Annotated in this window: 1 protein-coding gene; it reads left to right on the top strand. The window is 69.6% G+C overall.

The features are described 5' to 3' along the window. Positions 1-1638 (top strand): hypothetical protein (locus ABFS34_16715; GenBank protein ID MEN8377068.1); only part of this gene is annotated, 1638 nt, incomplete at its 5' end. Between the last annotated feature and the right edge of the window lie 99 nt (positions 1639-1737).

Genomic DNA, 1737 nt, shown 5'->3' with positions numbered 1-1737 from the left:
CACAACCTGCAGTCGCCCGATCTGCGCCATGGCGAGGCGCTGGAATGGATTGGCACCGCCTTCGAAACGGCCAACCGGACGGTGGACGTCCGGCGCATCGAATCCGGGCGCGGGCGCCACAACATCCCCAACGTGGGGCTGCACCTGTGGCGCATCCGGGCCTACGAACACAGCGCTTCGCCGGCCTTCCGCGCCGGTCCGCGCCGTTACCGCGTCAGCCCACTCAACCATGACCTGCCTTTGTACAACCGGCCCCTGGCGGAGGACGATATCACCCATCTCGCCGAGCCGGACAACGTCCCCTGGCCGCTTTCGCGCCGGCGCCTCGCTTCGCACCTCGACCGGCACTACGGGGAACCCGGCGGCCTGCTGCAAGGCGCCGGGCCGAGCCTGCTGCTGAGCGTCGACGACGCGCCCATCGCGCGTTCGCAGATTCTTGTTTGCAACCTCGGCGACGAGGGGCCGGGCTGGGCGCACTCACCGCCCCCGGACGGGTTCTACGCCATCGATCCGGCCCTGGGCCGCATCGCCCTGCCGGCGGACGCCGCCGACCCCGCCGACGTGCGGGTCACCTGGCATGAGGGTTTCAGCGCCGACATCGGCGGCGGCGAGTACGAGCGCGGCGACAGCCTGCCGGCGCCACCCGCCGGCACGGTGCCGGTACGGGTCCCCGACGACCAGCCCACCATCGGCGCGGCACTGGCGGCAATTGCCGGCAACGGCGTGATCGAGATCACCGACAGCAGCCGCTACGCGGAAACCCTGGCCATCGATGTCGCCGCCGAAAGTGCGGTGGAGATCCGTGCCGTCAACCGGCGTCGCCCGGTGCTGGCTCTCGGCGGCCTCAGCATCACCGGAGGCGAAAACGCCGCCTGCACCCTCAACGGTCTGCTGCTCACCGGCGCGCCACTCGAGGTCCCGGACGACGGTGACAACGCCCTGGCCCGACTCGACCTCCTGCACTGCACCCTGGTCCCGGGCATCGCCCTGAATCCGGACGGCAGCCCGACGCAGCCCGATATGCCGAGCCTGCAGCTCGCCATCGCCGGTCTGGAGGTGGAGATCGATCGCTGCATCCTGGGCGGTATCCGCGCACACGAACACGTCAGGATATCCGCCAGCGACAGCCTGATCGATGCCACGGCGCGCGACGGCGTGGCCCTTGCCGCGGGCGATGGGATTTCACCTGGCGGCGCGCTGGAACTCGAGGCCTGCACCCTCGTCGGCAAGGTTCACGCGGCCGAGATGCGGGTCTCCAACAGCATTCTGCTGGCGGCGCTGGCCGCCGGCGACACCTGGACGACACCGGTGCGCGCCGCACGCAGGCAGGTGGGATGCATCCGCTTCTCCTGGCTGCCTTTCGAGTCCATCGTCCCGACCCGCTACCGTTGCCAGCCGGATTCGGCGCAGGGCGCAGCGCGCATCGCGCCGGGTTTCACTTCGCTCCACTACGGCACGCCGGCCTACGGCCAGCTGACCACCGCAACGCCGCCGCAGATCCTCCGCGGCGCCGAGGACGAGAGCGAGATGGGCGTCTTTCATCATCTCTTCGGCGCACAGCGGGAGACCAATCTGCGCATCCGCCTCGCGGAATACCTGCGGGTGGGACTGCGCGCCGGCATCTTCTACGAATCCTGAGGGAGTCCACACCATGAGTTTCGACTTGAGCCGCATCCGCTTCGACGCCCGCAAGGATTTTCTCGGCGTCGTCATGCAACAGGGCCGGGTCCAGCTGGA

The sequence above is a fragment of the Gemmatimonadota bacterium genome (assembly GCA_039715185.1).
Lineage (GTDB): Bacteria > Gemmatimonadota > Gemmatimonadetes > Longimicrobiales > RSA9 > DATHRK01.
Note: the sequence above shows the minus strand (reverse complement) of the source record. Positions and strands in the feature narration are given on the sequence as shown.